Origin of the sequence: Bizionia myxarmorum (genome assembly GCF_008086205.1) — a bacterium.
GTDB classification, from domain to species: Bacteria; Bacteroidota; Bacteroidia; order Flavobacteriales; family Flavobacteriaceae; genus Algorimicrobium; species Algorimicrobium myxarmorum.
On the sequence record NZ_VSKK01000004.1, the window covers coordinates 197,823 to 222,071 of the forward strand.

The 24,249-nt window shown below is 32.2% G+C and carries 25 protein-coding genes and 3 pseudogenes; 5 read left to right on the top strand and 23 right to left on the bottom strand.

Annotation, left to right across the window (positions count from 1 at the left end):
* Window positions 1–12: 12 nt before the first annotated feature.
* The 18 genes and pseudogenes from ES674_RS13810 to ES674_RS13885 form a co-directional block, all read right to left on the bottom strand.
* Window positions 13–591 carry an MliC family protein gene (locus tag ES674_RS13810; protein WP_148404963.1) on the bottom strand — a complete coding sequence of 193 codons (579 nt, stop codon included), beginning with the start codon at window positions 589–591 and terminating at the stop codon, window positions 13–15.
* A 246-nt stretch (window positions 592–837) separates the two neighbouring features.
* Window positions 838–1,359, bottom strand: coding sequence for a YceI family protein (locus ES674_RS13815; RefSeq protein WP_148404965.1), 522 nt, complete (start codon window positions 1,357–1,359; stop codon window positions 838–840).
* Window positions 1,360–1,382: 23 nt separating this feature from the next.
* Window positions 1,383–1,670, bottom strand: coding sequence for a GNAT family N-acetyltransferase (locus ES674_RS13820; protein WP_148404967.1), 288 nt, complete (start codon window positions 1,668–1,670; stop codon window positions 1,383–1,385).
* Between the two features lie 17 nt (window positions 1,671–1,687).
* Window positions 1,688–2,401, bottom strand: a complete 714-nt coding sequence (locus ES674_RS13825) for a pirin family protein (protein WP_148404969.1) — start codon at window positions 2,399–2,401, stop codon at window positions 1,688–1,690.
* A gap of 228 nt (window positions 2,402–2,629) precedes the next feature.
* The gene (locus ES674_RS13830) at window positions 2,630–3,505 is read right to left on the bottom strand and encodes an AraC family transcriptional regulator (protein ID WP_148404971.1); all 876 of its coding nucleotides are present in this window, start codon (window positions 3,503–3,505) and stop codon (window positions 2,630–2,632) included.
* A gap of 24 nt (window positions 3,506–3,529) precedes the next feature.
* The gene (locus ES674_RS15735; protein ID WP_317132061.1) at window positions 3,530–3,892 is read right to left on the bottom strand and encodes a TMEM175 family protein; all 363 of its coding nucleotides are present in this window, start codon (window positions 3,890–3,892) and stop codon (window positions 3,530–3,532) included.
* Window positions 3,893–4,021, bottom strand: a pseudogene (locus ES674_RS15740) (TMEM175 family protein); the annotation flags it as partial.
* On the bottom strand, window positions 3,967–4,119 hold the full coding sequence (locus ES674_RS15745) for a TMEM175 family protein (RefSeq protein WP_317132062.1): 153 nt from the start codon (window positions 4,117–4,119) through the stop codon (window positions 3,967–3,969). The pseudogene ES674_RS15740 and the gene ES674_RS15745, both read right to left, overlap by 55 nt.
* Before the next feature lie 158 nt (window positions 4,120–4,277).
* A pseudogene (locus ES674_RS15820) lies at window positions 4,278–4,505 on the bottom strand (IS1182 family transposase); the annotation flags it as partial.
* A 417-nt stretch (window positions 4,506–4,922) separates the two neighbouring features.
* Complete coding sequence (locus ES674_RS13845) at window positions 4,923–5,624, bottom strand: hypothetical protein (RefSeq protein ID WP_148404973.1); 702 nt, start codon at window positions 5,622–5,624, stop codon at window positions 4,923–4,925.
* Between the two features lie 4 nt (window positions 5,625–5,628).
* Window positions 5,629–6,429, bottom strand: a complete 801-nt coding sequence (locus tag ES674_RS13850) for an urease accessory protein UreD (RefSeq protein ID WP_148404975.1) — start codon at window positions 6,427–6,429, stop codon at window positions 5,629–5,631.
* Entirely contained in the window at window positions 6,429–7,070 is a 642-nt protein-coding gene (gene ureG, locus ES674_RS13855) for an urease accessory protein UreG (protein WP_148404977.1), read from the bottom strand. The genes ES674_RS13850 and ureG overlap by 1 nt, the downstream gene beginning before the upstream one ends.
* A gap of 125 nt (window positions 7,071–7,195) precedes the next feature.
* Window positions 7,196–7,909 (bottom strand): urease accessory protein UreF, encoded by a 714-nt coding sequence (locus ES674_RS13860; RefSeq protein WP_148404979.1) that lies wholly within the window; start codon window positions 7,907–7,909, stop codon window positions 7,196–7,198.
* A gap of 66 nt (window positions 7,910–7,975) precedes the next feature.
* Entirely contained in the window at window positions 7,976–8,482 is a 507-nt protein-coding gene (ureE, locus tag ES674_RS13865) for an urease accessory protein UreE (RefSeq protein WP_148404981.1), read from the bottom strand.
* Window positions 8,483–8,493: 11 nt separating this feature from the next.
* Window positions 8,494–10,221: pseudogene (gene ureC, locus ES674_RS13870) on the bottom strand (urease subunit alpha).
* The gene (locus tag ES674_RS13875; RefSeq protein ID WP_148404983.1) at window positions 10,218–10,592 is read right to left on the bottom strand and encodes an urease subunit beta; all 375 of its coding nucleotides are present in this window, start codon (window positions 10,590–10,592) and stop codon (window positions 10,218–10,220) included. The pseudogene ureC and the gene ES674_RS13875 overlap by 4 nt, the downstream one beginning before the upstream one ends.
* Before the next feature lie 16 nt (window positions 10,593–10,608).
* A complete protein-coding gene (ureA, locus tag ES674_RS13880; protein WP_148404985.1) occupies window positions 10,609–10,911 on the bottom strand; it encodes an urease subunit gamma in 303 nt (100 codons plus the stop codon).
* Between the two features lie 255 nt (window positions 10,912–11,166).
* Window positions 11,167–11,463 (bottom strand): hypothetical protein, encoded by a 297-nt coding sequence (locus ES674_RS13885; protein WP_211359297.1) that lies wholly within the window; start codon window positions 11,461–11,463, stop codon window positions 11,167–11,169.
* Window positions 11,464–12,335: 872 nt separating this feature from the next.
* Between ES674_RS13885 and ES674_RS13890 the strand changes: the two genes are divergently transcribed.
* The gene (locus ES674_RS13890) at window positions 12,336–15,440 is read left to right on the top strand and encodes a CHAT domain-containing protein (RefSeq protein ID WP_148404987.1); all 3,105 of its coding nucleotides are present in this window, start codon (window positions 12,336–12,338) and stop codon (window positions 15,438–15,440) included.
* Here ES674_RS13890 and ES674_RS13895 read toward each other — a convergent pair.
* Together ES674_RS13895 and ES674_RS13900 are read right to left on the bottom strand one after the other, a co-directional pair.
* The gene (locus ES674_RS13895) at window positions 15,432–16,130 is read right to left on the bottom strand and encodes a hypothetical protein (protein ID WP_148404989.1); all 699 of its coding nucleotides are present in this window, start codon (window positions 16,128–16,130) and stop codon (window positions 15,432–15,434) included. The genes ES674_RS13890 and ES674_RS13895 overlap by 9 nt on opposite strands.
* Before the next feature lies 1 nt (window position 16,131).
* Window positions 16,132–16,674, bottom strand: coding sequence for an RNA polymerase sigma factor (locus ES674_RS13900; RefSeq protein ID WP_148404991.1), 543 nt, complete (start codon window positions 16,672–16,674; stop codon window positions 16,132–16,134).
* Between the two features lie 364 nt (window positions 16,675–17,038).
* Between ES674_RS13900 and ES674_RS13905 the strand changes: the two genes are divergently transcribed.
* The 3 genes from ES674_RS13905 (at window position 17,039) to ES674_RS13920 (ending at window position 19,967) form a co-directional block, all read left to right on the top strand.
* The gene (locus tag ES674_RS13905) at window positions 17,039–18,283 is read left to right on the top strand and encodes a hypothetical protein (RefSeq protein ID WP_148404992.1); all 1,245 of its coding nucleotides are present in this window, start codon (window positions 17,039–17,041) and stop codon (window positions 18,281–18,283) included.
* An 897-nt stretch (window positions 18,284–19,180) separates the two neighbouring features.
* On the top strand, window positions 19,181–19,504 hold the full coding sequence (locus tag ES674_RS13915) for a hypothetical protein (protein WP_148404994.1): 324 nt from the start codon (window positions 19,181–19,183) through the stop codon (window positions 19,502–19,504).
* A 103-nt stretch (window positions 19,505–19,607) separates the two neighbouring features.
* Complete coding sequence (locus ES674_RS13920) at window positions 19,608–19,967, top strand: integrase core domain-containing protein (protein WP_170234024.1); 360 nt, start codon at window positions 19,608–19,610, stop codon at window positions 19,965–19,967.
* A gap of 251 nt (window positions 19,968–20,218) precedes the next feature.
* On the opposite strand, the gene ES674_RS13925 is transcribed toward ES674_RS13920, so the two are convergent.
* Together ES674_RS13925 and ES674_RS13930 are read right to left on the bottom strand one after the other, a co-directional pair.
* The gene (locus ES674_RS13925; protein WP_148404998.1) at window positions 20,219–20,488 is read right to left on the bottom strand and encodes a hypothetical protein; all 270 of its coding nucleotides are present in this window, start codon (window positions 20,486–20,488) and stop codon (window positions 20,219–20,221) included.
* Window positions 20,489–21,069: 581 nt separating this feature from the next.
* On the bottom strand, window positions 21,070–21,450 hold the full coding sequence (locus ES674_RS13930) for a hypothetical protein (RefSeq protein WP_148405000.1): 381 nt from the start codon (window positions 21,448–21,450) through the stop codon (window positions 21,070–21,072).
* A gap of 89 nt (window positions 21,451–21,539) precedes the next feature.
* On the opposite strand from ES674_RS13930, the gene xerA reads away from it, so the two are divergent.
* Window positions 21,540–22,667, top strand: a complete 1,128-nt coding sequence (gene xerA / locus ES674_RS13935) for a site-specific tyrosine recombinase/integron integrase (RefSeq protein ID WP_148405002.1) — start codon at window positions 21,540–21,542, stop codon at window positions 22,665–22,667.
* Between the two features lie 50 nt (window positions 22,668–22,717).
* Here xerA and ES674_RS13940 read toward each other — a convergent pair whose 3' ends face one another.
* Entirely contained in the window at window positions 22,718–23,170 is a 453-nt protein-coding gene (locus ES674_RS13940) for a DUF5662 family protein (protein WP_148405004.1), read from the bottom strand.
* Between the last annotated feature and the right edge of the window lie 1,079 nt (window positions 23,171–24,249).

The window sequence follows — 24,249 nt, forward strand, 5'->3', positions numbered from 1 at the left end:
TTCTTGGTGGAATTAGTTTTTAAATATTGTTTTTCCTTCTTTGATCAATTCAAGGTGTTCTCCTTTTCCTCTCAATTCATATAGGTCATTTTTATACCAAATTCCAGATGCTGCTTTTTCCGCTACTAAATCAATTTGTTGGCCACCATTTAAGTAAACTTTAACAGTACCATTCGTGTTGTTAAAAGTCATATTCAATGTTTGTCCTTCTTTATCTTGTAGCACAGTGTTTACAATATCGTCTTCGTGGTTAAAAATCACTTTCCCGTCTTTTTTTAATTCGATATCGTTTCCTTTACCTCTTAATTCGTACATATCATTTTTATACCAAATGCCTGAAGCTGCTCTTTCTTGTGCCAATTCAATAATTTCTCCTTTAAAATTAAGAGTTGCCGTTCCTTTTGTGTTATTAAATGACATATCTAACTTTTCTCCATCTTTGCTTGTTGATGTCATTATTTCAATATCATCATTACTACTATCATCAGTTTCGGTTTTTGTAGATTCTAAATTTTCTTTTTTTGGTGCTTCCTTACATGCATTTAAAACTAAAGCTGCAAATAGTGTAATGACTAAAATATTTTTTTTCATTTCTATAATTTTTAAAATTTTTGTTTTTTTGGCTTTGTATTAATTATCTCAAGGTAATTTTCAAAGAGTGTACCAAACTACATAAACGTTTTTTAATTATTAAAAGGTTGCAAAACATAAGAAGAGGCAGCTAATTGTTCTGCCTCTTTTATAAAATCTTTGTGTTTTTCGGACACTTTTTTTGAAGCGTCAAACTTCTTTCTGGCATAATGCCATTTCAGATTTTTATGAATTGCTTATTTAGTTTTACGACTGTTTAATAAATTGTACATCAACTACTAGTTTAACTTTGTCTGAAACTACAATGCTTCCCGCTTCTGTAATTGCACTCCAAGTTAAATTGAAGTCTTTTCTATTCAATTCTCCAGTAATTTCAAAACCTGCTTTAGTTTGACCGTAAGGATCCACTGCGACACCATTAAAATCAGCATTTAAAGTAATTTCTTTGGTTATATCTCTAATTGTTAAATCCCCAACTAAATGTTCTCCATCAAATGATTTTGATACAAACTTCATTTCAGGAAACTTTTCTGAATTGAAGAAATCATCTGATTTTAAATGTGCATCTCTGTCTTTGTTTTTGGTGTTTATTGATGCTGTTTTTGCACTAAATTCGATTACAGCATTGTTGAAATTGTCGCCATTTGTTTTTGCAGTAGCTTCAAAATCTTCAAAATGACCTGTTACTGTTGAAATCATCATGTGTTTTACTTTAAAAGCAATTTCTGAATGTGCGTTGTCTATTGACCAATTTGTGTTATTTTCCATTTTTTTAATTTTTAATTGTTAATTTATGATTGTTTTAATACGTCTTGTATTTCAGCTAATTTCTTAAACATTGCATTTGCAAATGGACATAATGGTGTGATTTTTATGTTTTTTTCTCTTGCCATTTCTACAATTTTATAAAGCAATTGTTTCCCAACACTTTTGTCTTTAAAATCAGGATTAACTTCTGTGTGGTCTATAATAATATGATTTTCTCCTGCTCTAGAGTAGGTCATTGTACCAGCTCTTTTATTATCTTCTGTAGCCATTGCAAAGCCCTTGTTATCTATTTCTTTTATTGTGATTTCCATTTTACGCTTGTTTAAAATTATCTTGACATTGGTACTTCCATTAAAAGTACTCGAGCATTTTCTGATGCTTTTACATTAATGCTTTTTGTATTCCAAATACCCATACCGTCTCTTTTAGAAAGTTTTTCGCCATCTATTTCAACTTCTCCCTCCAAGATAAAGGCATATACGCCATTTCCTTCTTTTTGTATTTTGTATTCATCTGAATTTCCTTTGGTGAAATTTCCTATATGAAACCAAGCATCTTGATTAATCCAAACACCTTGGTCATCTTTATTTGGTGAAACAACTTGATAGAATTTATTTTCTTTGGCAATTTCTCTAATAGATATTTGGTCGTATCGAGGTGTTACATTTTTCTCTTTTGGAAATACCCAAATTTGAAGAAATTTCACTTCCTTATCATTATTTTTATTTTTTTCTGAATGTGTAACTCCAGTTCCTGCACTCATAATTTGCACATCGCCTTCCTTAATTACCGTCACATTTCCGATACTATCTTTATGTTCTAAATCGCCTTCTAATGGAATTGAGATAATTTCCATATTGTCGTGAGGATGTGTTCCAAATCCCATACCTGCTTGCACTATGTCGTCATTTAAAACACGTAGTACACCAAAATTCATTCTTTCTGGATTGTGATAATTTGCAAAACTAAATGTGTGGTGTGAGTTTAACCAACCGTGATTTGCTTTTCCTCTTGTTTCTGCTTTGTGAATTACTGTATTCATAGTTTTCAAGTTTTTATTTGTTAAATGATTAACTGCGTTGCTGCCTTCGGCGGTAAATCCTACTTGTTCCATTAATGTATCGTAAGTAGATTTTGTAAAATCGTTATTTGATACTTTTAAAATTTGAGGTATAAATATTTCTTTACTTTTAATTATAGTACAAAGATATGGCAGTTTAATAAACCATAGAATATGAAAAAAAGGTATAAACTTATGAAAATCCGATATTTAAGAAGTTATCTCGGCTTTTTTGAAGTTTGAAGGCGACAATTGGGTGTGTTTTTTGAAAAATGCACTAAAATTGGCAGGCTCATTAAAGCCTAGTTCGTAACCAATTTCTTTATTAGAAAATTCTGTAAAATAGAGTAGTCTTTTCGCTTCGGTAATTATTCTTGCTTGTATGTAATCTTTGGCAGTTTTACCAATTTTTGATTTAACTGTTCTGTTTAAATGGTCTGGTGTAATATGAAGTTGATTTGCATAAAAAGTTGAAGAATGTTCTTTTTTATAATTGTTTTCTACCTCTTTTTTAAAAGCTCGTATTAAATTTTCGCCCGTATTATCTGCGTCAGATTCTATTGGATTAATGACGCAAATATTATTGCATTCGATAAGTAGTAACTTTAAATATGCTCCAATAGACAAAAACTTCATATTTGTTTCACTATTGAAAATGTTAAAAATTTGAATTGAAAACTGTTCTATCTTCTCGAATTGTTTATCAGATGGTGTAAGCGGTGGATTTTGTCCGTAATTCTGAAATAGATTTAAACTTTCTATAAATGATAATTGGATAGAATTTTCAATTAAAAAATGATTGGAAAATGTCATTGCAAAACCAAACGATTTTTCTTTTTCTATTACCTGATGTACTTGTCCTGGTGCAACAAAGTAAATTTGCTTGTTTGATAACTCATAAGAGTTGAAGTCAATTTTATGTTGTCCTTTTGCTTTATTGACAATTAAAACAGTATAATAGTTGTGTCTGTGTGGCTCGTCAACTTTTCCATTTCGTTTTGTGTATATATCTTCCATTTTTGATATGCCAAAACTGATAGAATCTATTTCATTGTTTACATTTTGATATGTTTTAACTATAGCCATTGTTTTTTTAATTCCAATATTAGATTATAAATTTTCTTCTATTCGCTTATCTGGGATTAGCCACATAATAGCTACAATAACATAAAATGCGATTCCTAACCACGTATTTAAAAATGAAAAACTAATGCCAAGCATATAACAAGCAATTGATATTTTTCCTTTTCTGTCTGGACCCACTACTTTTCTTAATGGGAAGTTATTATCGTGGGATTTTATAATTACTGATTGCAAAATAAAATAAGCTATTGCACAAAACAATAATACAACTCCGTAAGCAATTACAGGTAATTTGGCCTTATAATTCTCGCCAATCCAAGCTGTGGTAAATGGAAATAAAGATAACCAAAAAAGCAAGTGTAAATTTGCCCAAAGTATTTTACCGTTCACTTTTTGGGTAATCTGAAATAAGTGATGATGGTTATTCCAATAAATTCCTACATAAATAAAACTGAAAATATAGCTTAAAAATATAGGTGTTTTAGCAAGTAGAGAATATATATATATATATATATATATATATCTGTTTCTGTTGGTGCTGATAGTTGTAAAACCATTATGGTTATAATAATTGCTAAAACGCCATCACTAAATGCTTCTAATCTACTTGTCTTCATTTGTCTGTTCGGGTGATTGTTTTAAAAGTCTAACGACTTTGTATCTGTTTTCGTTGCTTTCTTTCTTTATCAGTTCTATTTTGTATTACACACAACTACAGTCTGTCTAATAACTCTACCATGATTTTTGTTTGGTCAACTAAACTACATAATTAGTTTTAAATTGGTGTTAGGATTTTATTTTTTATGTTTGACTTTAAAAATGGTACTAATAGACTCATAAGTATTGTTATAAGGGCTAAAATGATGCTATATAATGGTTGGAATAACTTGTTATTGGCTTTTAGTGTATTCCATATTCTTTTAAGATTATATACAATAAAGATTAATCCAACGTCTGCGCTGGCACGTTGCTTGGAGTTTTTGGTCATAATGTGATTAAAACCCCTATTTTTATGTACTTTCTTTCTTCCATTTCTGTTTTTAATTTTGTGGTTCTCTTAAATTTTAAGACATAAAACGACAGAAGCTTGAAAGGAATTTAAAATGATTTCAGAAAAAATTCAAGACAATTTAGATGCCGTCTGTTCTCAATTAAAAACTATAGATTTTGAATCTAAAAAAATATATCGGAATCCTTTAGCTATAAAAAAGAATCTGAACGCATTTAAGTTTCGATAGACCGTTTACAGACGAAGCGATTTTAAATACAGAAAACTTACGCAGTCATAAGGAAGCTCATTTAATTTGGGAACAGCTATATTGGTTGTTTTCTTTAAGTGAAAAAATGCTGAAATTGACACTAAAATTTAAGATGAATTAAATTTTTAAAATTCCGAAGCGTACTATATAAACGCTATCATTTACCATCCTAAAAAAACCATACCTATACCACATATTGCAATGGATAGTCCTGAAATAGGCACAACGTATTTTTCCAACCATTCGGTTTTTATAAAGTTAAAACCATGGTATAAGAGTGATACTACAATTATCATAGTTGAAACTGTTGTCAATAAAAAAACACCTATCAAAACTAACATATTAAACGTAGATTGTTCAACTGCTGGATAGGTTAGTAATGGGAATAGAACCTCGCAAGGCCCTAAAAGAAAGATTAAAAATAGAATCCAAGGTGTTACTTTTCTTCGTTTGGAAACGTAGGTCATTTGTTTATGGTCGTGCTCAAATACATACACTGAACCATCATCGTACACATCAAAATGTTTGTGTCTTTTTTCTTTATAAACGCCATACATACCATATATAAAATACAAAACTCCAAAGATGAATATAGCCCAACTTGCAAGACCACCTCTCACTTCGTTTAGACCATCAATTTTACTTAATGAAAATCCAATTGCTGCACCACCTAAAGCTAATAAAACAGAAGCCAATACGTGTGCAGAACCACAGATGGCTGTCCACATTACAATTTGGGGCAATCTCCATCCTTTAGATTTTCCAATCGCTATAAAAGGAATATAATGGTCTGGACCCGAAACGGTGTGCAGTACACTGACTGAAATGGCCGTAATTAATAAGATGCTTAATTCTGTTTCCATCAAATTAATTTACGTTTATCTTTTGATTAATTAAATTATCTTCTTGTATTCTAATTTCAGAAAACAGTTTAAAAAGCTGTTGTCCTTCATTTCCTAAAACTCTAAGTGCATACGCATTATCCATTATTTTAGATATTCCAAAACTGATGTCTTCTTCTTTTGAGAACATTTCGGAAATACGTTCCATTCGTTCTGTAATATCTCTTTCTGGTGCTATGAAAAATAAACTTCCTTGATGTGTGTATTCTTCATATAAACCAAATTGTTTCAGGTTTATTTCTTCTGGAACGAGGTATAAATTGTCCTTAAAAATCATCACGTCGTCTTGAAAAATTTCTGTAATGGTATGATGTTTTTTAAATTGAAATTCTTCGCCTTCTGCCACATATTTACGTCCGCAGGTTAATATTTCTCCCCAAAGTAATGTGCTACTGCCTTTAATATGAAAGGTGTTTCTCGCTTTGTAATTTGCGCCTTTGTGAGGCACAGTAGGATGAGGCGCGTGACTAAAATAGGCATTCTCACCCACGGAAATAGTCATATTTTGTTGTGTTCCATTTTCAGACACATAAATACGTTGGTAGGATTGGGTTTGTAAATTTAAGGCAGACCCATCAATCACTTCAATGGTAATATCATAAAAATCGTTATTTAAAAGTCCAGGTGATGAGGACATTAGCATCATTTCTAAAAGATGGTTTTTTTTATTCTCCCTTACTTCAACTAAATTAAATGGTGATGTAAAATAGACATCTTTCAATATCGTTTGCTCACGTAACCCAGTTTTAAGACTGTATCTTTCCATTATCTGAGTAATTGAGGTTCTTCCGTATTTTCTTCTACTAAAGCGTAACGTTTTATCCAATTTATAACACCATCTAAACCTTCATCTGTCATAAGATTTGTGAAAACAAAAGGTTGTCCGTTGCGCATTCTGCGAGCATCCTCTTCCATTGCGTCTAAACTGGCGTTTACATAAAGTGCCAAATCCATTTTATTTATAACTAATAAATCTGAACGTGTAATACCAGGACCACCTTTGCGAGGAATATCTGCGCCACCAGCAACAGAGATTACAAAAATGGTTACATCTGCAAGGTCTGGACTAAATGTGGCAGATAGGTTATCGCCACCACTTTCTATAAAAATAAGTTCTATGTCTTTGTGTCTTTTTACCAGTTCATCTACTGCTTCAAGATTCATACTTGCGTCTTCGCGTATAGCAGTATGAGGACATCCACCAGTTTCTACACCAATAATCCTATCTGCCGCTAACGTTGAGTTCTTTTCCAGATATTTTGCATCTTCTTTTGTATAGATATCATTAGTAACCACACCAATTTTATAGTCCTTGGCTATTTTTTTAGTTAACTTTTCTATTAAGGCTGTTTTTCCAGTCCCTACGGGTCCTGCAACGCCTATTTTTATATATTTTCTTTCTTCCATTTTTGTTTTTAATGTGTTGATTCTACTCGATAATCGAGATTAAAATGCTCCTAGGCTTGTCTCGAAATTATAAGGTTTCTTCTCCTACTATTGCCTCGGGACTTGACCAAAGGCAGTTTACTAATTTAAGACATATACAATCTAGAGTATAGATGTTCGTGTTGCATGCACTTAATATCTAATGCGGTATTACAAACACCATACATATCCCTTTCTAATTTCATTATTTCTAATGTTTGGTCTTCAATGAGCTGTTGTACATCATAAATGATTTGTTGACCATCAGTTTGACCTAGCGGAACCAATTTTACAGCATTAGTAACCATAGCAACTGTAGCATTATATAAAAATGCGCAAATGGCTTTTTCCTTATCTATTTTTAATAGCGCAGTAACGATACCATAAATAATCGCATAGTGACCCACCATTTTCTTTTCTGAAATGTATTTATTGATGTTATTTAAAAAGGGATTATTTAGCAACTTCCCATAAATTTTTAAAAGTCGCGTTCCTAATTTCTGGCTACCATGACGTATTTCAAAAGGTGCTTTTAATGCTTGCGTTTCTATATCTAATTTTAGTAGTGCCTCTATGTTATTATCTAAAGTAAATTCATAAGCTAACCTAACCGCTAAACCATCGTTGTAAGTGTAATTATTTCTAATCATACTCTCTACAAACTCTTGCGTAGTAGTTACGTCTTTAACTAAATTTTGTTGCACATAAGTTTCCAAACCATTAGAGTGCGAAAACCCACCTATAGGAAGTGTTGGGTCTGCAATGTGTAGTATTTCTATAAGCGAGCTTAACTTTGTTATTTCACTTGAGTTCTCTGTCATTTATATTTCTTTTATATATACTGATGTCCGAAAATTAAATTCGGACATCAGTAATTACTTTTTAACTTACTCTTTAGTGGTTAACTCAAGAATTTTTGAAAAGAGTGAACTTCCCGATTTTCCGTGTTGATGAGGCTCGACGTTTGCCTTTAACATATTTAGCAATTTGCAATGCGTTTTTTTTACCTCATAGCCAGAAGCAAGTAATAAACGCTCCAATGGTTTTTCATAAGGAATAAGCACATTATCGCCTTGAATAAAAAGGGGTAAATGTTTGTTTCCTATTTCATAACAAACGGTTCCCATTTCGTAAATAGACCTTGGTGTGACTTGTATTGCATCACAAGGCAAGATATTTACGAGCACAACTTTCTCTTCATCTTCATAAAGAATATCGCCTTCTTTAAGTCGTGTGCCTTCTTTTAAAAATTTGATAACTATTTCATCATTAGCTTCCGTTTTCTTCCGCATAATCCGTTTTGTAGTCTCAAACCATTCTAAATTTAGGATATCTCGTTTCTTGTTATCAATGGGATATACTTCAGCATTACCAATTACTTCTTTACAAATCATAAACGCTCGACTTAAAATAAGAAATATCGCTGTGCTAACGGAACAACCTCTAAAGGTTGATTAGTAATCACCTTTCCATCTACAGTTACTTCATAATTTTCTGGATTGATTTCTATGTTTGGTAAATCATCGTTATGAATCATATCTTTTTTACCTGCAGTTCTGCAACCTTTTACTGCTATTAATTTTCTATTAACTTCATATTTTTCTGCAATATTATTATCTATTGCCACCTGTGAAACAAAAGTAACCGCTGTTTTATTAACTGCTGAACCGAATGCTCCAAACATTCTTCGCATTAAAACAGGTTGCGGCGTAGGTATTGCTCCGTTAGGATCTCCCATTTTGCTTGCTGCAATCATTCCACCTTTGATAATCATTTCTGGTTTTGCACCAAAAAAAGCTGGTTTCCATAATACTAAATCTGCCATTTTACCTGCTTCAATAGAGCCTACGTGATTTGATATTCCGTGCGCAATTGCAGGGTTAATGGTGTATTTAGCAATGTATCGTTTTACTCTAAAGTTATCTGCTTCAATTTTGTCATCATCCTTTAAATAACCACGTTGTACTTTGTTTTTATGCGCTGTTTGCCAAGTTCTTGTAATTACCTCGGCAACTCTTCCCATTGCTTGAGAATCTGAACTCATCATACTAATTGAGCCCATATCGTGAAGAATATCCTCGGCAGCCATTGTTTCTTTTCTAATTCTTGAATCTGCAAAAGCAACATCTTCTGGAATGGATTTTTTTAAATGGTGTGCAACCATCAACATATCTAAATGCTCATCAACTGTGTTAACCGTAAATGGTCTTGTTGGGTTTGTTGAACTTGGAAGCACATTTGGGTGTGATGCTATTTTCATAATATCTGGCGCATGACCACCACCAGCACCTTCGGTATGAAACGTATGTATTGTCCTACCATTTATGGCATTAACTGTATCTTCTAAAAAACCTGCCTCATTCAGACTATCTGCGTGTAGAGCAACTTGTATGTCATATTCTTCAGCAACTGTAAGAGACGCATCTATTGCAGCAGGTGTAGCACCCCAATCTTCGTGTACTTTTAGACCAAGAGCTCCAGCTTCAATTTGTTCTTTTAAGGGTGCTGTTGTGCTACAGTTTCCTTTTCCAAAAAAACCAACGTTCATGGGGAAGTCCTCTGTAGCCTGAATCATTTTCTCAATGTGCCACGCACCAGAAGTTACTAGAGTGGCACTTGTACCATCCGCAGGTCCAGAACCACCGCCTATCATTGTGGTAATGCCACTAAATAAAGCGTGATCTACCTGTTGCGGACTAATAAAATGAACATGCGTGTCTATACCACCAGCAGTAAGAATATGGCCTGCACCAGAATGAACTTCTGTAGATGCGCCAATAATCATATTTTCAGTAACACCATCCATCGTATCAGGATTTCCTGCTTTACCAATGCCTACAATTTTTCCATCTTTAATACCAACATCGCCTTTCACGATTCCCCAATGGTCAATGACTACGACATTAATAATTACAAAATCCAGAACACCTTGATCTCTTGTTTTGGTCGAGGACTGTGCCATACCATCTCTTACGGTTTTACCACCACCAAAGGTCCTCTATTCTCCGTAGTGGTCTTTATTATAATCTTTTTCAATTTGAATAAACAGTTCTGTATCTCCTAAACGAATTTTATCGCCTTCTGTAGGACCGTAAATATTCGCGTATTTTAATCTATCTACTTTAAAGCTCATGATTTTGTGTTTTTAAAATTTGCAGATTCCATTTTCTTCATCGCTTTCGATAAGCTTTCTTTTGATGTTGTGTCGCCTTGTGTTAGATTGCTAGCACCATAAGATTTTCTACTTCCACCTAAATCTATTAACTGTACTTGGAAAGATTCACCAGGTTCAAAACGCATAGCAGTTCCTGCTAAAATATCCAACCGTTTTCCAAACGCTTTTTCTCGATCGAAAGACATTTCTTTATTTACTTCAAAAAAATGATAATGAGAACCAATCTGTACAGGACGGTCACCAGTATTTATCACTTTTAAATTGATACTTTCGTGGTTGGCGTTACAAATTATTTCTTCTTCTTTTAAAATATATTCTCCTGGTATCATAATTTTATATTTTTTATTAACGAATAGGGTTGTGTACAGTTACCAGTTTGGTTCCGTCTGGAAAAGTAGCTTCAATTTGTACATCTTGAATCATTTCTGGCACACCTTCCATAACGTCTTCCCTTGTAAGAAATGTAGCTCCTATTTGCATACATTCTGCCACTTTTTTGCCATCTCTTGCTAATTCGTGTAATCTAGAACTTATTAATGCTATGGATTCTGGGTGATTTAATTTTACGCCTCTGGCTAATCGTTTTTCAGCGAGTTCTCCTGCTAAAAAAAGCATCAGTTTTTCGGTTTCTCTTGAGGTTAATTTCATAACTTTATTTTAATAGTTTTAAAGGTTACAATGTCTCGTTAATTTCTTATTTTAAAGTTTTTGCACTCGTAATGCTTTTCTTTTAAAATGATTATATTCTTTAAAGATATCTAAATAAAAAATGAAATAGCATAAGGTTTATTGTGTATTACTATATTTATTTAACTGCCACAGAACTGTAATAAACCAATTGGCACGTTTAAAAATTGAAAGAAGAACAATTTCACATGTCCTGAAATATTGTTGATTTAAACTTTATCCATTACTTTTTATTTCTGGTTTCACTCCTCGAATACGCTCCAATAATGCAATATGCAAGTCGTTTTGATAAGCTACAGCTTCTAATACAATACCAATAGCTTGAAGTATAGAAATTGTTTCGCCGCTTGTAAATGGCGCGACAAGTACAGTTATAATCGGGCTTAAAAGCAATAATCCTGCTACAATGGTCGGGTCTAAATTCAAAGATCCTATTTGAACAAAAACCCTAGCTAAAGAATGACCAATAACTGCCAAACAAATCATCCACCACCAGTTAGCCATTGTAATCATATTTTTAAAATTTTATACTAGACGCTATTAGCTAATGAATTATAAAATACTTTTAAATAATTGAGTTGTCTTATTACTTGAAATTACGTGGTTATATAAGGAAAGTGTGGATTTATGTTCGAGGGTTTTCCGAAGGAAAATCGGAAGGATGCAAACGCGCTTTTACTTTTAATTAGGAACTGAACTACGCATATTTTTATACGTTGTTGGCAGTTGTTTTTTATTTTCGGTTCTATTTTTTCTTTCTCAACAGCAATATTTCTTTTTGCAGTTATGATATTTTTATACGCAGGAACAATATTTCTTTTGGCAGTAGTGAGATTTCTTTTGGCAGTAGAGATATTTATATGGGCAGTTGCAAGAATTCTAATGGCAGTTGTGAGATTTCTTTTTTAAGTGGGCATAATATAAGATATAGTTGCTCTGATTTATTTTCATGTAAGCTTCTTTAAAATGTCAGAAGTTAGATTCGAAAACACAACCTCGTTTTCCGGCTGATTTGTAGTGGCAGTATTTAAATTTTTTGCTAAAACTGTAATGAGCATACGATTGTTTTTAAAATTACTGCCAACAAAGTACTGTGTTAAAAAATTGCATATTTCTTCATTAATTTATACATTATTATATGGAGTTCAAAAGAATTTATTTTTTTGAGCTTTACTTTTTAAAATTTAAATCTGGTTTATTTTGATAATTATTTAGTGGCCAAATTATTTAATTATATTTTCAGATTCTTCAAAAAAGAAGGAGGCTGCTAATCAAAATCTATAGAAACATCCTTCGGGGTAAAAGAAAGAATTCTGAACCTTCTATAATTTTAAAAGTAATGATTAAATAGTTGGTTTGCCTATATTTGAAAAAATTATTTCCCCATGAAAAGATTTTATTTTACCATATTTTTTCTATATGTTTTTCAGTTTTTACTTGCCCAAAACCCGACAGATTTACAGTTCAAAGAAGCTGAAACTTTTCTTAATAAGGGATATATAGATGGAGATTATTCTGGGTGGAAAAAAGCAGATTCTATTTTCAATGCCTTGACAGTAAAAAATAATTTTAGTTCTGTAGAAAAACAGATTTTATCTAATTTATATAGTATCCAAATTCACCTGGGAAAAACCCCCGAAAAACATGTAACTATTCTCAATGATCTTATTGCAAAATACCACTCAAATAATTTAAATAACTCAGAATTAATAGATAAGCTGAATTATTTTAAACACCAAATGCAATTTCAATTAAAGGAACCAGGAGCTGAAGATGAACTATTAAAAATTATAAAAAAACAACTAAATTCTTCTACTCCCAATAATTATATTTTGGCAGCTGCTTATGACTTTTTAGGTAGGGAATATCACAATCAGAAAAAATTTGATAAAAGCGCAGATTTTTGCAGGAAATCTTCTATCTATTTTAGAAAAACTCCTTTTAAACATAGATATATTGCTTCTTTGCAAGCCACAGGTGCAACATATTACTATAATGATAAAATAGACAGCTCTCTTTATTTTATGAAAAAGGCCTATGTTGAAATCAAAAAAAAGAGGACTCCCGATAATGAGCGAATATCCCAATTAGCATTTAGTATTGGCATAATCAATCAAGGAAAAACAGGAGAATATATTGAAGCCGAAGATTTTTTTAAAGAAGCTATTGATTATGAAATTAAAGCAAATAGCGAAGATAGCCCTACTTTAATTACGCATTATGCCGTACTTGCAGATAATTTTTACATCCTTAAAGACATAGACCAAGCGGAATATTACGCCAGTAAAGCCTATTTTTTAGCAAATGATGTATTAAAAACCGAGAGTATTTACTTGCGTTCTTTAGCTGCCATGTCACTAACAAAAGTATATGTCTCTAAAAACAATTTTGCAAAAGCCAGAGAGCTTATAGATAAAGTACTTGTGGAAAGTGTCGAATTTTTTGGTGAAGACGACAAGTTTACATCGCAAGTTTTTAATGATAAAGCTTTTGTGGAAATGAATGCTAACAGCTATATAGAGGCAGAAAAATATCTTTTACGTTCTGTAAAAGCATCTGAAAACATTAATAGGGTTTATTCAAAAATGGCAGCTTATGCCATGCTGAATGAAATGTTTTCCGAAATAAACCAATTTGACAGAGCTTTACTATACGCCAAAAAACACAAAGAACTAATCAACCTGCATTTAAAGACAGATTATAAAATTAAAACAATAAATAACACCTGCCTTACCCGAGCATATATAGGCCTTAAGGAGTTAGATTCTGCCAAAATGGTACTGCAAGAGATTAAAGAGAGTTTAAAAACCTATGACAATAAAAAGGAATTAGAAACTCAAATTATTGCTTTGGAAAATGAGCTGTTATTAGAAAAATACAAAAAAAACCTTCAAAATAAAACACTCGATGGAGCTTATCAAAATATAGAACCTTTGATAAAAAAATTAATTTTCGGAAAAAGTGATTATAAATATCAGAACTCAAAAATATTCTACAGTAAAAGTATCATGCCGTACATAAACACTTCTTTAGAAATATGCCAACTAAAATATGCAAAGAATCAAGATCCAAACGTGTTAAATACTATTTTCAAATTAATGGAAATTAATAAATCGTCTATATTATTGGATGGAATAACTGATTTTAGAATCAAGATAGAAAAAGGAGTTCCTCAGGAAATTATGGATGAAGAAGCCATTACAAGGGCCAATCTGATGGAGATTAATGAAAAAGTTTACAAGCATAAAAAAGACAGCAATGCATTACCTAAAGATATAGGTCTGCTTATAGACAATCAACTGGTGCTCAATTCGAAATTAGATAGTATTCAAGAACTTTTAAAAAACAACTTTCCTGAATATTATAAAGTAAAAAATCTAACAGAAGCAAAATCCCTAAAGTTCTATCAAAAGGAAGTGATAAAAAAAGGACAATGTATTATAGAATATTACTTAAATGATGACAAACTATACCGATTAGTTATCAGTAAAGACGAAGTGCTATTTGATGAATTACCAAAATCTAAAACCATCATAGCACAAATAGAACAATTATATAACGCCGTACAAAGTAGAACGGATATTTCAAAATTATCCCAACAATTAGGACAGGTTCTATTACCAGAGTTTTCTTCAGAAATAAAAGAACTTATATTTATTACAGATGGCTCTTTGGGAAAAATTCCTTTTGAAATTTTAGACTATAAGCAGGCATATTTACTACAAAATTATCAAGTAAGCTATGCCGGTTCTTTACAATTATACCAAGAGCAGGTTGCCATTCATAAAAAGCAGGAAACACCTTTAAACTGGATGGGATTTGCTCCAGATTATAAAGAAAAATTACTTGCAACAAATAAGCAGGAAGTAAAAACCATTGCAAAATTGACCAATGGAACGTACAGCGTTGGCGTGAATGCAACAAAACAGAGTTTTTTAAAGACGAGCAATAACGCCTCCATATTACATCTTGCGACTCATGCCACCTTGAATAAAGAGAATCCTATGTTGAATAAAATGATTTTTTATGACAATGGAAATAATTCTTATGAGCTTACTTCCGCAGAAATATATGGATTAAGCTTACGCGCAAATTTAGCTGTCTTGAGTGCCTGTGAAACCGGAAGAGGCACCTTTGAAAATGATGGCATAATGAGTATGTCCCGAGCTTTTGCCTACGCTGGTGTGCCAAGTACCATAATGAGCTTGTGGAAGGTTCCAGATACTCAAACAACTATGATAATGGTTTTGTTTTATGAAAACCTGAAAAAAGGGCAACAAAAAAATGAAGCTTTACAAAATGCCAAACTCAACTATCTTGAGAGCGTCAGGCATCCCGAGTTAAAGCATCCATATTATTGGGCAGGTTTTGTATTAAATGGTGATATTACACCTATACAAAATACCAGTAATTTATGGTGGTATTTAGCAGCTTCGACGATTGTTTTGGCTTTGGTGTTTCTTTTATTTTGGAGAAAAAAATCAATCTAATTTTTGTAATAATTCTTTTGCTTCTTTAGTGTAAAGGCTATTAACTGAAAGTGATTCCAAAAGTTTTTTACTTTCTGAAACATCTTTTTGTTTTACCTTTACAAGTGCCAAATACCATGTAGCATGATCCTTATAACTTGAAGACCAAGGGATGTTCGCAAAAATAACAGCAGCCTGTTCCAATTGATTCAATTTCATTAATGAAATAGCCTTGTAAAATAATGCATATTCTTCTGGATTATTTTTTGATATGGTTTCAAATAACTGTGATGCCTTTGCAAAATCGCCATTCTCATAAGCTATAAAAGCTTCTGTTGTTACGGTTTTTTCGTCATTTCCGTTTCTAACAACCGGATCTACAAGGTTTGGATAAACCTCAAAATAAGAAGCATAAAGCTTGTCGTAATTGGGACCCTGGTTAGTATACCAAAATGATAAGCCTATGAGTAATAAAAAACTAGCGGCAACATACAACCATTTAAGATTTGGCTGTTTTTTACTTTCATATTTTTGAAGTCTTTCTTTCAAAAGAGCCCGTTCTTCAAGGGTGATAGCCATTTTTAGTTTTCTTTGAAAAACGACTTCTTCAGCAAATGCAGAATCTGTAAGCCTAAGATTATCAAATGCTAGGGTTTCTTCTGCGCTGAGGCTGTTCTCAAAATAATGGTTCAAAAGCTTTTCTTTATCCATTCTATTTTTTTTTGATTGTAAGATCCCTTAACTTTTTAATACATCTTGATTTCTGACTTTTAGCTACATTTTTATTTTCATAATTCATAAGCTGTGTTATTTCTTCAAGCTTTTTTTCTTCATAGTAAAAAAGAGACAATACTTTTTTGCATTGTTCACCCAAATCCCTAAATACTTCTCGCATTCTAACAAGCTGAACATTGGTTATATTTTCGTCATAATCGTCCCATTCAAAATGAAAGTTATCAATATTTTCATATGTAGTAGTTTGATTTCTCTTTTTCAGTTGGGCATAAATCATATATTTTCCTATACTAAAAAAATAGGTTTTTATAGAGCTTTTTAGCTCGTCTAGGTTCCCCTTTCGTGCATTTTCACATAAAGCAACAATGGCATCTTGATAAACATCTAGCAAATCGTCCTTACTTAAGGTGTATCTGCCTGCAAACATTAAGAAACCAGGTTTGTATTCATTATAAATAAAATGAATTGTCTTTTCATCTCCTTTTTTTAACAACTCAATTATATGCGACTCTTCATTCATTAGTGATCTTTTAGGGCCTAAGTAAGCCTTTGTACTAAAAAAAATAAAATATAGTGTTTACTTTTCAAATTGCACGACACCAACCAAGGTAATACGTAAAAAACATCTTACAAAATTCTAACAAAAAATTAATAGGAATCTATTAAAAAAATTTTGCAGAGGACTCGGAAATTAGAAGGCAAAGTTGCGTATAAATGAGGAGTTTCTGTTTATAGAAACTAAAGTTTAATTTAAAATAATGTCTATAAGTGAAGTAATAATAAGGCATATTCCGAGTTTTAGCCCCGGAATTTAGATAATCAAAGGATTTAAATTTTTAGAAATCCATGGCTAAAAAAAATTAAAAACTTTAAAACTAAAAAAAATGATGAATTTAAAAAATGTAGTAAAAGTAAACAGAAGCGTATTTTTTATCGCTTCTTTGATAGGAATGTTTGCAATCTCGTCGTGTAGTACAGACGATGAAATAAATGATGATCCAGTTCTTCAACTAGATCCGCCTATTGTATTGGATTGTGATTATTTTAATGAAGACAGGATTTTAACCAATAACCCAAATGCAGCAGTGGATTATGTTATTACATGTATTATGCTGGTTAAAGGAAATATCAAAGTGGAACCAGGTGTGGTTATTGAGTTTGAACAAGAAGCAGGAATAAATGTTTTTCAGGACGGTGCAGTTGCTAATGTTTCCTTTTCGGCAGTGGGAACCTTAAATAATCCTATTGTCTTCAGAGGTAAAAGCAATGAAAAAGGATTTTGGACAGGAATTCGCTTCAGAGCTGCTGCTAGTGTTAAAAATGAATTGAAACACGTTGTTTTAAAAGATGCCGGACATCCATGGTGGGGTGTAGATAATTCTGGTGGTGTTATAGTAGAGGCATGGAGTCCTAAATTAAAAATCACAAACTCAACTATTTCCAATTGCAAAAATTTCGGAATAAACATAGATGAGGAAAATCTAGAATTAGCCTTCAGTAACAATACCGTTACCAATAATGATATTCCAGTAAAGACACATCCCAACCATTTGGGAGCATTAGATGCTACGAACAGTTATACTGGCAATTCAAACGACTTTATATTTGTAAATGGTTATGCTACGGGAATTAACAGGGATCTTACCTGGCATAAAATTAACGTTCCTTATAAGTTAAAAGCAGACTTTACTGCGGGTGGTGGGTTTTATATAAGTGAAGACGTTGTTGTAGAAGCAGGCGTAGAAATCATAATGACAGCCAACAGCTCGATGCGGGTGAGAAGTACGGGATCACTTGCAATGAATGGAGAATCTACTGACAAAATTTTAATCAGAGGCGAACAAAATGTTGCGGGGTATTGGACAAATATTACTTATGCTTCGACCAATCCCTTAAACAAGATGTCATTTCTAGAAATCAGAAATGGCGGAAAAACAGTTACCAATCCAACTCTAGACCCTAACGGAGCACTGCTGATTGATTCTTCTTATTTAACCATCAACGACGTTGCGTTTATAAGATGTTTTGATTTTGCCATCAATTTGAGAGCATCAACTTTCACGCAATCTAATCTTACATATACCGAAACACCAAGAGAAATTGGAGACTGGGATAACGATCCAATATAGCGATGGCCAAAACAAGGTCAATATTTAAATATTAATCGAGTTTGTTTAATTTTATAATTATGTCGAAGCAAGAGTGCTGTTATATGCAGCCTCTTGCTTTTTTAGTTAATTAGAATTCTAACATTTATACTTGATTATAAAATTTACAGAAAAACTTATGATAAATATGGAATTGAACTTTATTTTTTTCTTTGTTGCCATGCTTATGGGATTTGGATTTATTGCTTGCTCCATTTTTAAACTAACAAATTATTTTTATTCTGACCAAAATGTAAAAACGGAATATCACCAAATTATTGAACGAACTTTTATACGTGGCACAACAAAATACAAAATTGGAAAAGATCAAACTGGGTTCGCTTTGCTGTTGACTATTCGAATTTTATTTGCTAAATTAAGCACCTACACAACAACGTTTTAGTGCATTATGACCCATCCTGAATAATGGCTACATAATTTTAATAATTATGTACAGAAATGACAAAGTAATTAGACGTTACAGTGAACCTCTAAAATTAAAAATTTTAGCCGCACTTAGAACTGGAAAGCACACAAAAAGTGAACTTTGCAAACTATATTCCATTGCTCCTACAATAATAAATGAATTAAAAAGTACAATCGCAAAAACTTATTGAACACCCGAGTAAAGGTAGAAACCAAAAACGAAATATCTAGAATTAAATCACTTCAAAAAGAGATTGAACAGCTTAAAAAACTGCTATTAAAAAAAGATCTCGATGCTATAGAGGAAGAATTTTATCTAAAGGTAGCTGCCGAAAAACTAGGATATAAAAATGTTTAGCAACTTAAATAAAAACTAAATATCTAGCCTTAATAAAGGCTAAAGATAAATTTAATGGATTTGCTTCTCTTTCTACTATATGTAACTGTTTTGACTTGAAACTTGAAGCTTATTACAAGTATGTATACAGTTCGGACAAGCGTAAATTAGTCCAGAAACAGATTATAAATATTGTTAAGAAACGACGCAAATCACTTCCAATAGAAGATGTACGCAAGCTTATGACATCTTTAAAACAGGACTTTGTTAATAGTCACGTAAAAGTTGGTCGAGGTACATTGTTTAATGTGCTTCGTGAACATCAAATGCTCACGTTAAGAAAGAATTCCAACTCCAGAACAACCAATTCGCATCATCGATTTTATAAGTATAATAACTTTATAAAAGATTTGAAAATTACAAGACCTAATCAGGTTTGAGCATCAGACATAACCTATATCAGAGCGGTAAAAAGGTTTTGTTATCTGGCACTTATTACAGATATGTATTCCTGGAAAATAGTTGGATATGATTTAAGTGATCTTGGAACTGGCTGGCTTTGTCAAAGCACTTAATAAGGCTATTTATCAAGCCAAAAACATTAATGGACTCATACACCACTCCGATAGAGGAGTACTGTATTGCAGTAATATAGACACACAATTACTAAATAGAAAAAAGATAGGAATAAGTATTCCTGAAGAAAATCAATGTTATGAAAATGCTATGGCAGAACGTGTAAATGGCATACTAAAAGAAGAGTTCTATATCGATCAGACCTTTGCTAACGTAGTGCACGCAAAGAATGCTACGAAAAATGCAATTAATTTATACAATCAAATAAGTTTACCTTTAACTTTAGACTTCAAAACACCATATATGGTCTGTAAATTAACAGCGTAAAATCAATTTTAACCTGTAATCATATTTCAGGACGAGACACTTTCAATTCCTTCAATAATTCAGAATTATAGGATTTATTACGTTTTGAAGTCGACTTTAGCTTCTTTAATTGCGAAACATAATTTGTTTGTAATAAATCATTATCAATAAGTATCTCAATAAATGAGCTTAAATTATTCCTTGCATTGTTTCGATTACGTGCACTCCTGTTTTGTAACACACTATTTAGATACTGTATTACGGTATTTTTATTAATTTGTTCTAGAGTGACTCTCTTCGAAATCATTCTCATAAAGCCATTTATAAAACTGATTAATACGACTTCGAAATTTTGGATAGGAGTTTTCATTTAAGACTCTCGCTTTCGTATCTAAAGCTGTTTTTTTTGCATCTTCGAGCGTAATGCTACCTTCTCCTTCTTTTTGCGAGATTGTAGAAGTGTTTTGATTTTTTATCTTTTCAACTTTGGAGAATATTGGTTCAGGTTTTTCCGCTTCTTCAACGATTGGTTTACCTGTCAAAATTGCTTTTACTTGAGAATTATCTTCTTTATAAGGATTATAACCCGTCTACAAAACATTTTGAAGTTGAAATAATAGTCGCTGCAAAACATTAAGACGTTCTTTTTTAGTAGTAAAACTGTTAGCGGAAGCCTTCATTCTTTTCTGCTGTTTTAAGTAACCCGTCTCTGGATCGCAAAAATAAAAATAGATATTCCCGTCTTTTTTAAGTCCTGCTGCCTACTGCTTTAGCGTAAGTTTTGACCAACGGTTTACATCCACTCCGCCAGTATAAATTTCAGGTTGGTTTTAGTTGGGTTTAATAGGCAAATCATGTACTGTATCATGTACCTGCAATATAAAGCTTAAAATTAAAGTCATAAAAAAAAGGGTTGTGAATACACAACCCTTTGATTTAATTAGCTTTAAGCTTTGTAGCGGGAACTGGAATCGAACCAGTGACCTTCGGGTTATGAGCCCGTTTTAAGCTACATCAGCAACACAAACACTAGGCTTGCGAGCTGTTTTATTTTGAAATCGTATGCAAAAACGTATGCACTTTTTGACTTTCTGATTAGTAATATTTGAAGGGTAAATTTATATTATTTTTTCATATAATCTTGCCATTTTATGAGAATAAATTTATCACTACCATGCTCTACTTTTTTAAGAAATCCATACTCATATACAAACAAGTAAACATCTCCTTTTTTGTTCTTCCAGTAATGTGTAAAAAAACTTGGATTAAAACCTATTTCATTTAAGACCTCTGCTCTTACAGTCACCTTTCCCCCTTTATTATATTCCTTTAATATTTTGCGATTAAGTTTCAATTGATTTCCCACTTTATCATAAAATCGTTCTGGTTGCTCCTTTGCTATTTGATATTGGTAAGCACTTTTACATTGTGGGTCGCAAAATTTCTTATCCGTTCTACCCACCAATAGCTTTTTACAGTTCAAACATTCTTTGTGAAACCTCATGTCCTTTCATTTAACCGTATTTTATACGCATCCTATTCGAATAAGATACGATTAAAACATTTATTCTTGTTATTTTTAAAATAAAAATCATGGTACTTCATAAAAGTATAACATTAAAGCATTTATTAATTGACCATAAAAAATGCATTGGACTTCAATTCAACACTAATAAAGTTACTCAAGCTTTAGTTGATACACTCCCAAATGCATCATGGAGCAAAGAATTTGACATGTTTTACGTTTTAAACAACAAAAGTAATTTAGAATTAATATTTAAAACGTTTCATGGTGTTGCATGGGTTAATGGCAATTATTTTTTTGCTGAAAAAGTTATAAATCCCGATAATCCAGAATTAAATCTGGAACGCTATAGAAACAGAAAACCAAAGGATGGCTATAAACCTTGTCCTGAAGAATATTTATTAAAACTTGAACTTAAGCGATATTCCAATAATACTGTCCGTAATTATGTATCCAGTTTTGAAGCATTCATTAATTATTACGACACCCAAGATCCTATTAATTTAAATGAAATGGATGTAAGGAAATATCTTCAAAAGCTGATTCAGGAAGGAAAATCCAATTCTTATATAAACTTGGCGGTTAACAGTATAAAATTCTTTTACGAAATTGTACATGGTATGCCTAATAGGTTTTATTCAATTGAAAGGCCGAGAAAAGAAAAGCAATTACCAGAAGTGCTTTCAAAAGAAGACATCATAAAGATTATAAAAAACACCAACAATATTAAGCACAAATGTATTGTAGGTTTGCTCTATTCTTCTGGCCTTAGAAGAAGTGAGTTATTGAATCTCGCCGTGACTGATATAGATAGCAAAAGAATGGTTGTAAAAATTAACAATGCTAAAGGGAAAAAAGACCGCATTTCTATATTAAGTCCAAGTCTATTAAAAGACCTTCAAGATTATTACCGCGAATACAGACCAAAAACATATCTATTTGAAGGACAAAAAGGCACAAAATACAGCGCTACAAGTGTCGTAAACATTGTTACTAATGCTGGTAAAAGAGCAGGAATCGCAAAAAAAATAACACCTCATATGTTAAGACATAGCTTTGCCACTCATTTATTGGAAAATGGAACTGACATCAGGCACATTCAACTTCTCTTGGGCCATAGTTCAACAAAAACAACAGAAATTTATACGCATGTAGCAAATAGATCATTTATGCAAATTAAAGATTTACTATCTTAGCGTTATAACGTGGATATAAACAATTGTCTATATCCAATTGTTAGCACCAATTAATATCCGAGACGTTTAGCGGTATTTTTGAAAATGTCAACCGTCTGTCCCGATAATTTGAAACGTTCTTTATTTATTTCGATCGACTTATAAATATTGCCATCAGCGTGTCTTTCTCCTGCTGCTTTCCAGTCCATAAACATTTCTATCAAATCGAACAAATCAAATCCATTAACACCATTTTCGTAATGTTCTGGATGGTGGCTATTGTTTTCATAATGATGGTCAAGAGCCACTTTTAACTCTTTTAAATATTCTTTGTATTCATCACTTCCATAAGTGCAGTCTTTTAATTTAGGTGTAAACTCGTCAAACAATTCCTTTTCAGGGCTTTCAAGTTTTGAACTATCGTGGACATTGGCACGTCTTATCAATTCACTTGCTGATTCTGTCAACAATTGGTTTACTCTTTTAATGTGCAGTAGAGTATCTGCTTTGCTATCGTATTTCACGATATTTATATTTAATTGTTAATAATAAAACTGGTGCTAACACGGTATAAAAGCCATTGAAAATAACGGCTCTTATACCCATTCCGTTAGCGAACATTATTCGCGATACTCAAAAAGATAAAACTGCTCGTAATTATATTAAAAGTTAGAGGTAAAAATTTTAAATAACACATTTAATAAGTGTTTAAAAACTGCATATCGGATTGAACGCGTTAGTAAATAATTATAAATATATCGGATTTACCTCGCTCGTAAATAATAATACAAAATCGGATTTACTAAACACATAAAATTATTGTAGCGGATTTACTTTCTAGCTAAATAATATTACAAATCGGATTCACTAAATATCATAAAATTGCAATAGCAAGTAATCTTTATTTGAGATAAAAATGTCTAGAAAAATAAAAAATGTAACGTTCGCTAACAGCATGTATAAAAAATGCTTATTTTAGTGCTTTACCAATGTAAGTGATTGTTTACCAGTTTCTGATTTTCCTTCGGAAAATCCTCGCTGTTAAAACCGCACATTCTATACATTTAACGTTACCTACAATAGCGTAACGCAATAAAAACCCACCACTCTTACGCAAAATTAAACGGCAAATCTGATCTCACTCAAACGAAAAAAACTTTTGATTTAGCAAAATTAATTCCCTTCTGATTTATCACTGTTGCGCTATTTATTACGACTTTCGACCTGCCACTCTAACGGAATATTACGCCGATTTGAGCACGTTTACGATTCGTTTACATAGCCGTTTTTCGCCCAGTTTATGTTCTCGTTTTTTTTGATTTTTAAATTAGAAAAATTGAAAAACTACTGTAGGTAACATGGTGTATAAAAAATGCTTACTTTGGTGCTTAACTTAATGGTAGTTGCGTGTTTACTACCTTCCGATTTTCCTGCGGAAAATCCTCGGACGCAAACCCGCACTTATCATACACAGACCGTTGGAATTCATTGAGCAGAACCGTTAAAAATGACAATTATGAGTAATTTAAAAGACATTGAATCGGAAATCGAAAAATATGCGAATGACTCAAATCTGACTGAATTACAAATCGTATAGAAACTG